General features: G+C 71.3%; 8 protein-coding genes. 3 read left to right on the plus strand and 5 right to left on the minus strand.

The genetic code is table 11. The features are described 5' to 3' along the window. Positions 1-57 precede the first annotated feature (57 nt). Together QH283_RS13520 and QH283_RS13525 are read right to left on the minus strand one after the other, a co-directional pair. Positions 58-501 carry a DUF4254 domain-containing protein gene (locus QH283_RS13520; RefSeq protein WP_280503350.1) on the minus strand — a complete coding sequence of 148 codons (444 nt, stop codon included), beginning with the start codon at positions 499-501 and terminating at the stop codon, positions 58-60. A gap of 293 nt (positions 502-794) precedes the next feature. Further along, the gene (locus QH283_RS13525; protein ID WP_280503351.1) at positions 795-2,027 is read right to left on the minus strand and encodes a transcriptional regulator; all 1,233 of its coding nucleotides are present in this window, start codon (positions 2,025-2,027) and stop codon (positions 795-797) included. A gap of 302 nt (positions 2,028-2,329) precedes the next feature. On the opposite strand from QH283_RS13525, the gene QH283_RS13530 reads away from it, so the two are divergent. Beyond that, a complete protein-coding gene (locus QH283_RS13530; RefSeq protein WP_280503352.1) occupies positions 2,330-3,199 on the plus strand; it encodes a helix-turn-helix domain-containing protein in 870 nt (289 codons plus the stop codon). 123 nt (positions 3,200-3,322) lie between these two features. Then, positions 3,323-3,826 (plus strand): hypothetical protein, encoded by a 504-nt coding sequence (locus tag QH283_RS13535; protein ID WP_280503353.1) that lies wholly within the window; start codon positions 3,323-3,325, stop codon positions 3,824-3,826. A gap of 13 nt (positions 3,827-3,839) precedes the next feature. Here the strand turns inward: QH283_RS13535 and QH283_RS13540 are convergent, their stop codons facing one another. Next, positions 3,840-4,259: a hypothetical protein gene (locus QH283_RS13540; protein WP_280503354.1), complete on the minus strand. Its 420-nt coding sequence runs from the start codon at positions 4,257-4,259 to the stop codon at positions 3,840-3,842. A gap of 115 nt (positions 4,260-4,374) precedes the next feature. On the opposite strand from QH283_RS13540, the gene QH283_RS13545 reads away from it, so the two are divergent. Beyond that, positions 4,375-4,890, plus strand: a complete 516-nt coding sequence (locus QH283_RS13545; RefSeq protein ID WP_280503357.1) for a peroxynitrite isomerase — start codon at positions 4,375-4,377, stop codon at positions 4,888-4,890. A gap of 64 nt (positions 4,891-4,954) precedes the next feature. Here the strand turns inward: QH283_RS13545 and QH283_RS13550 are convergent, their stop codons facing one another. Both QH283_RS13550 and QH283_RS13555 read right to left on the minus strand, forming a co-directional pair. Next, on the minus strand, positions 4,955-6,742 hold the full coding sequence (locus QH283_RS13550) for a penicillin-binding transpeptidase domain-containing protein (protein WP_280503355.1): 1,788 nt from the start codon (positions 6,740-6,742) through the stop codon (positions 4,955-4,957). Positions 6,743-6,849: 107 nt separating this feature from the next. Beyond that, the coding region (locus QH283_RS13555; RefSeq protein ID WP_280503356.1) for a GNAT family N-acetyltransferase at positions 6,850-7,290 on the minus strand (441 nt) is incomplete at its 5' end.

Below are 7,290 nucleotides of genomic sequence, written 5' to 3' on the forward strand. Positions count from 1 at the left end.
TGGCGGGGCCGCTCGGGCCTCGGGTTCCGGTGGATGTTCCGGGTGTTCGTTCCGGGGTTACTGCCCGGGCAGGCGCCTGCGACCGCCCGCCACATCGGTGACCAGATCAGTGTATCCGTCGACCAGTTCGGCGAGGCGGTACCAATATTTGTGGGTGAGACCGCTGCGCGGGCCGTCGCTGTCGATGGCCTGGTTGGCGTCGGCCCAGATGCGGGCCATGCGGTCGACGATGGCGCCGAGCGTCTCGGTGTGCAGGGCGGCGTCGGGGCGGTGCGCGGGCACCTCGTGGGCGATCCACTCGTCGATGTCGTCGACGAGTTCGCTGCACCTGCAGTCGATCTCGGCCAGCAGACGGACATCGGTCAGCTCCGCGCGGCGAGCGTGCAATTCGGCGAGGGCGTGCGCGGACCGCAGCAGCTCGCGATCCTCGTAGCGCCGCCCCTGGAAGGCGCACAGCAGCTGTGGGGCCGTCGGCAGGGCCCCTACCGTCGGCGCGCTCATCCTCTTCCCCCCGTGCCGGCTGTGAACGTTGCAAAAACCACCATGATCGGTTCTCGATTCGTGTGTTCTGTGCCCTCGGTGTCGAGGGAGTTCTCCACCCCCGACATGTCGGATCATGCGCGTGCAGATGCAAGCACGCAACGCAAAACGCAATAATGCGTTCTATCTAGTGCGCCTGCTGGCGCGGCGCCAATTCCGAATATCGGCGACACCCAGCACGAACGTGTCCCAGATCACGATTCGGTCGCAAACCCGGTGTGCAAGAGGGCTTTCCACGCACTTGACGAAATCGATCATCCGCGCTTGGCGGTGTGCAGCCGCGCCGCGGCCACCGCGCGCCTGGCGTCGGCGGCGTCCAGCAGCGCCAAGGCGTGTTCGTGGATCGCGAGATCCTCGGGGGCGCGTTCGCCGTAGCGCAGCGCGTGGGCCGGGTCCGGGCTGGACAGCACCGCCGTGCGCACTCCGACGGCCAGATGATCGCGCCACTCGGCCACGCCGGGCGCCTGCGAGCCGGGCAGCAGCGGACCCCGGTAGAGCCGGACTGCGGTGTCGACGTCACCGGCGTCCAGTGCGGCGAGCAACTCGACGGCATCGCACGACAACGGCGCCGCCAGCTGGTAGACGCGGCTGGTGATCGCCTCGCCGGTGACCCGGCGCAGGTGGGAGACATCGGCTTTCACAGTGGTCAGCGAGGCGGCACGGTCGCCATAGATGGCCCATTGCAGGCGTTCGGGGGTGAAGCCGTCGGGCTCCAGCGCCAGCAGGGTGAGGATCTCCAGCTGCCTGGGGCGCAGCCGCACCTGCTGTCCCGCCCGCACCAGCCGTCCCGTGCCGAGACAGCTCAGCCGCACCGTGTCGGACGCGACGCGGGTGGGCAGCCGGGCCTCCACCGCGCTCACGAGCGTGCGCACCGTCGAGGGCACCAGCGGGTGCGCGCGATCCCAGGTGGACGACAGGTCGAGCACGCCGAGCGTCACCCCGTCGGGGCGTCGGATCGGGGCGCTGTAACAGACCCAGCCGTGCAGCGCGGCCACCAGGTGCTCGGCGGAGAACACCGCGCTCGGGCGGCCGGTTCGCAGCGCCAGCGACAGGGCGTTGGTGCCCATGTGCGGCTCGTCCCAGCGGCCGCCGGGGGCGAAGTTCACCCGCTCGGCGCGCCTGCGCATGACCGGGCCGCCGCGGGACCACAGGATGGTGCCGTCGGCGTCGGTGACCGCGGCGACGAAACCCGCGTCGTGGGCGATGTCGTGCAGCTGGTCGGCGAGTTCGGTCACCGGCTCGCGCAGCGGCGACTCCAGCCAGCGGGCGGCCACGTCGGCGTCGTCCTCGGGCGCGCTGGCACGGGACGGATCGACGAAGGCCAGCGAACGCCGCCAGGACTCGGCGACCTCGGCGCGCACCTGCGACGGCGCGGTGGCGACGTCGGCCGCGGACACCCGGCGGGCCCACTCGCGCTCCAGTGCCGCCCGGCGCGCGGCGAGCGGGTCCGCCTGCGCGGGCCGCCCCGCTCTCGTCTGCCCGGACATCCCTCGTCCCCAGTCCTCGCTCGTCCCCGCCCGAGTTCCCATCATGCCTCGAGCACCGCCGCCCACGGCCCGATTCCCCGGGACCGCCACCGGCCGCGCCCGCCCTCCCGAGGAGCGTCGGCAAATATCGGGCACACCCCGGTCCTGTGCAATTCTGCGTACGCACGACCCGAAGTCCCTGGCGGACAGGTAATCTGCCGGGATACGCACCACCCGCGTGTCGCCCGGTGCAGGCGGCGGCCGGAGGCGGGGGAATCACCGGGCGGTGCCGGCGAACGCTGGGGTGAAAGGAAATCCGTTCCATGGCTGGCAAGCGCACCGTGCTCACGGCGGGCCTGCGGCGACTCGCGGCACTGTTGTCCGAGATGCGCGAGAACGTCGGGCTCAGCAAGGAAGAGGTCAGCAGCCGCACCGGTATCAACGTCACCACGCTGTACCGGATCGAAGCGGCCCAGGCGCGCCCGCAGCGACGCACCCTGATGGCCCTGCTCGATCTCTACGCGGTCGACGACGAACGCCGCAGATACGCCCTCGACCTGCTCATCGACGCCCAGAAGCCCGGCATGTCCCGGCCGTGGGAAGCCAACCTCACCGAGGTATACGCCGCCTACATCAACTTCGAGTCCGAGGCCCTCTCGGCCAGGCACTACCAGACCTCCTACATCCCCGGCCTGCTGCAGACGCCGCAGTACGCGATGGCGGTCATCGACACCTCGATGCCGAAGGTGGAGGCGGCGGTCATGGAGTCGCGCACCCAGGCGCGGATGAACCGGGCGGCGGTGCTGACCAAACCGGACCCGCTGGAACTGTGGGTGGTGATGGACGAGGCCGCCATCCGGCGCGTGGTCGGCGGCCCGGAGACCATGGGCGGGCAGCTGGACAAGCTGCTGGAGATGAGCAAGCTCAAGAATGTGATCCTGCAGATCCTGCCGTTCGACGCGGGCGCACATCCCGGCATGGCCGGCTCGTTCACCCTGCTGGACTTCCGCGACCCCAACGACCCGGAACTGGTCTATGTCGAGGGCATCGCGGGCGACGAACTGGTGGAGGGGCACGCGGAGGTGCGCCGCTTCGGGGTGATCTTCGACCAGTTGCGCGCGATGGCGCTGAGCCCGCGCGACTCGCTCGCGCTGATCGAATCGGCCGCCGAGAACATGCGCGTGCGCCGCTGAGTACCCATCGTCACTGGTGAGACGGCTCGCGCACGCGAAAACCCGCGCGCGCGAGCGCATCACGTCCTCGTCAGGATCGAGGCGGCGTGACGGCCGCCGGACGCATCGGTAGAGTGGGCCGCGATGACCAGCATGGAAGCCCGTCTAGGCGACGCGACCCGGACGGTGCCGCTGCCCGACCCGTGGGATGTCAACGATTATCTGGCCAGGGTGGCGGCGCATCGTGGCCGCTCGATCTCCATTCGCCCGGTGCCCGCGGACATGCTCGCCGAAATCGGCTGCCGGGGGGCGGGATTGTGGGTCGCCCGTCGCTACGACGACATGATCGTGTACGACTCCGAGGCCACCGGGCGCAACGCCGACCACATCATCCTGCACGAGGTCGGCCATATGCTGCTCGGACACGGCCCGGATGCGGCCGACCTCGACGCACCGTCCGCCGGCGCGCTGCCGGCGGCGCTGGCCGCCCTGCTGCCCGCCGTGGCGGGGCAACATGTGCTGGGGCACAACGAATTCGGACCGGAGAACGAGCAGCACGCCCAGGTTTTCGCGGACATGATGATGGTCTACGCCACGCTGCCCCGCCGCAGGAAGCGTGGCCTGCGGCTGTTCGGGCGCGGGCGGTGACGCACCGGCGCGCTCAGCTCGCGGGCGGCGTTCCCGTGCCGGTGCGCAGGTCGTCGAGCCTGGCCTGATAGCGGTCGGCGAGGGCCACCATGCGCGGCGAGGCCGGGTAGGCCGGATCGTCGGGCAGATAGGCCAGCACCGTCTGGTGCGCGAGCCGGTCGACGAGCTGACCGATGGTCTGCTCGTCGGCGTCGCCGGGGCCGGGCGCCGGGGTCGCCAGGGTGACCCAGCGGTCGATCGCTCGCACGAGCTGCACGCGCCTGCGGTCCAGCGGGCCGGTCCGGCTCCACGGCGTGCGCTCCCTGGTCGCGTGCAGGCGGGCCAGCTCGCCCGCGGCGGCGAGCATGGGGTGCCCGGCCGCGGGCCGCCCCCGGCAGGCCGCGAGCAGCGAACCCTTGCCGGGCAGCATCCAGTCGTCGATCGTGTCGGTCATCCGCCTCACCAGCCCTTCGCGCCCGCTCATCTTCCCCGCCTGGGCCGGAAGGGGGAAGTGGTCGTCGGCGGACAACGGGACCGCCGCCTCCGCCGCCCCAGGTCACACGCGTATCCTGACCGCCGTGGCCGAACCCGCACCCATCCCCGCGCTCCATCCCGAGATCGCCGCGCTCGCCCCGCTGCTCGGCACCTGGCGCGGCAGAGGACACGGCGAGTATCCGACGATCGAGCCGTTCGACTACCTGGAAGAGGTCACGTTCGGGCACCTCGGGCGCCCGTTCCTCACCTATCGCCAGCGCACGCGCGCCGCCGACGGCAGCAGGCCGATGCACGCCGAGACCGGCTACCTGCGCTGCCCCCGGCCCGACCACGTCGAACTGGTGCTGGCCCACCCGACCGGGATCACCGAGATCTGCGAGGGCCCGCTCGAGATCGCCGACGGCGAGCTGCGGATGGAGTTCACCGCCACCGCCATCGGCCGGACCAGCACCGCGAAGCTGGTGACCGCCCTCGGCCGGACCTTCCGCGTGTACCGCGACACCATCGACTACACCCTGCGCATGGCCGCGGTCGGCGAGCCGCTGACCCACCACCTGGCCGCGAGCCTGAGCCGCATCACCACGCCCTAGCCCGCTCGCGCGGCGGCGGTCGGCATTCGGCCGGTCAGCGTTCGGCCGGTCAGTACTCGGGCGGTCAGTACTCGGGCGGCAGCACCGCGAACATGTCGCGGGTGACGGCGACGGCATTGTCGGAGCTACCGCCCTTGACGAGCAGGGTGGCGAAGGCGATGTCCCCGCGGTAGCCGACGAACCAGGAGTGCGAGCCTCCCTCGACCTCGGCCTCACCGGTCTTGCCGTAGATCTCGCCCTGGTCGACGATGCGGGTCGCGGTGCCGCCGGTGATGACCTTGCGCATCATCAGCCGCAGGCCGTCGATCACCTCGGGGGCGATCGGCGGACGCTCGCCCTCCACCGTCGTCTCCCGCCCGGCGATCAGCCAGGGCACCGGCGGGCTGCCGTTGGCGACGGTGGCCGCCATGAGCGCCATCCCGAACGGGCTGACCACCACCTTGCCCTGGCCGATGCCGTCCTCGGCGCGCTGCACCAGGTCGTCGGCGGGCGGGACCGAACCGCTGACGGTCGGTATGCCTGCCACGGTGTAATCGGGGCCGACGCCGAGACTCGCGGCCATGACGTGCAGAGCGTCGGCGGACAGCTCACCGGCCAGCTTGGCGAAGGAGGTGTTGCAGGAGCGCTCGTAGGCGGTGGCCATCGGCACGCTGCCCACGCTGAACATGTTGTAGTTCGGGATGGTGCGCTCGCCGACGATGATCTGGCTCGGGCAGGGCACGATGGTGTCCGGGCCCGCCAGGCCTGCCTGCATGGCCGCGGCGGCGGTCACCGTCTTGAAGATCGAGCCGGGCGGGTACTGGCCGATGGTGGCCATCGGGCCGTCGCGGTCGGCCGCCTCGTTCTGCGCCACCGCGAGGATGGCGCCGGTGGACGGGCGGATGACCACCATCATGGTCTGCTCTTTCGGCACGTTCACCGCCTGCTGGGCGGCGTTCTGCACATACCGGTCGATGCTGAGCGAGAACGAGGGCGCCGGCTGGGCGGGGACCTCGGTCAGCACGCCGGTGTCGGCGCCGTTGGCGTTCATGGTGACCACGCTCCAGCCCGCCTTGCCGTCGACCTCGTCGATGACGGTGCGGCGGATCTGGGTCATCAGGTCGGGCGCGAAGGAGCGATCGGCGGCCACCATGTCCCACTCCTGCTTGAAGCTCACCCCGGGCAGGCCGACGAGCATGCCGCCCACCTGCTCGTACTCGCGCTCGCTGAGCAGGATCACGGTATAGGGGCCGCCCGCGTCGCGCGCGGCCTTCAGGATCGCCTCCGGGGTGAGGCGTTTGTCCAGGTCGATGAGCGCCGCCGAGAGCGAGCGGGCCACCCCGGCCGGATCGGTGGCCGAGGCGGCGGTGAAGGTCACCCTGGTCACCGTGCCGGGTACGAGCACATCGCTGCCGGACTGCTCGTTGACCCTGGCGCGCGGGGCGGGCAGGGCGCGCAGCGCCATCGTCTGGGTGTCGCCGAGGCGGGGATGGATGTTGGAGGAGGTCCAGCGCACCAGCCAGCGGCCCTCGGTGCGGCCCATCTGCAATTGGCCGGAATAGGACCAGACCCGCTCCTTGGGCAGCCGCCACTCGTAGCTGTAGTCGACGGTCGCGGTGTCGCCGGTGACCCTGGCCGCCCCCGCCTGGGCGATCAGCTCTTCGGCCTGCAGGTTCTGCCACACCGAAGCCATTGCCTCACCGGCCTTCTCGGGGCGGCTGGTCATCTCCGCGGCGCGGTCGAGCTCACCCGCCGCGCAGGCCGCGAGAAAGGCTTCCGCCAATCCCACCCGCCCTTTGGGCTCCGACGAACAGCCGACGACGGCCGCCGCGACCAACAGCGCGGCGACCACCGGGATCAGCAGGCGTCTCATCGCTGCCGATGGTACTGGCCACTATCGGGCAAGCGCCGACGGCGCACCCGAAAACCCGCTCGGACAACCGATTCCGGCGCCGTTTCGCCAGGACGGGGCGGATTCGCTCAGTCCAGCAGGACCGTGGCGAACGTGGCGACCTGCCGGAAACCGATCCGGCTGTAGGCGCGCCGGGCGGCGGCGTTGTAGTCGTTGACGTACAGGCTGGCGACGCGTCCGGTGGCCAGGACCGCCTCGGCCACGGCCGCCGTGCCCGCGGTGCCGAGGCCGCGCCCGCGATGCTCGGGACGCACCCACACGCCCTGGATCTGACCGGTCTGCTTGGACAGCGAGCCGACCTCGGCCTTGTACACCACCCGGCCGTCCTCGAAACGCGCCCACGCGCGACCGGATTCGATCAGCCCGCGGATGCGCCTGCGGTAGGCCCGGCCGCCGTCGCCCGCGCGGGGGTAGACGCCGCCCACCACCAGGAACAAAGGGAATGCCCCCGCCAGAAAAGGGTCGAGGTAGTAGAGTGTGGCCCCCCCCCCCCCCCGGGCCGGGGGGCC

The organism is Nocardia farcinica, from assembly GCF_029867845.1.
Lineage (GTDB): Bacteria > Actinomycetota > Actinomycetes > Mycobacteriales > Mycobacteriaceae > Nocardia > Nocardia farcinica_A.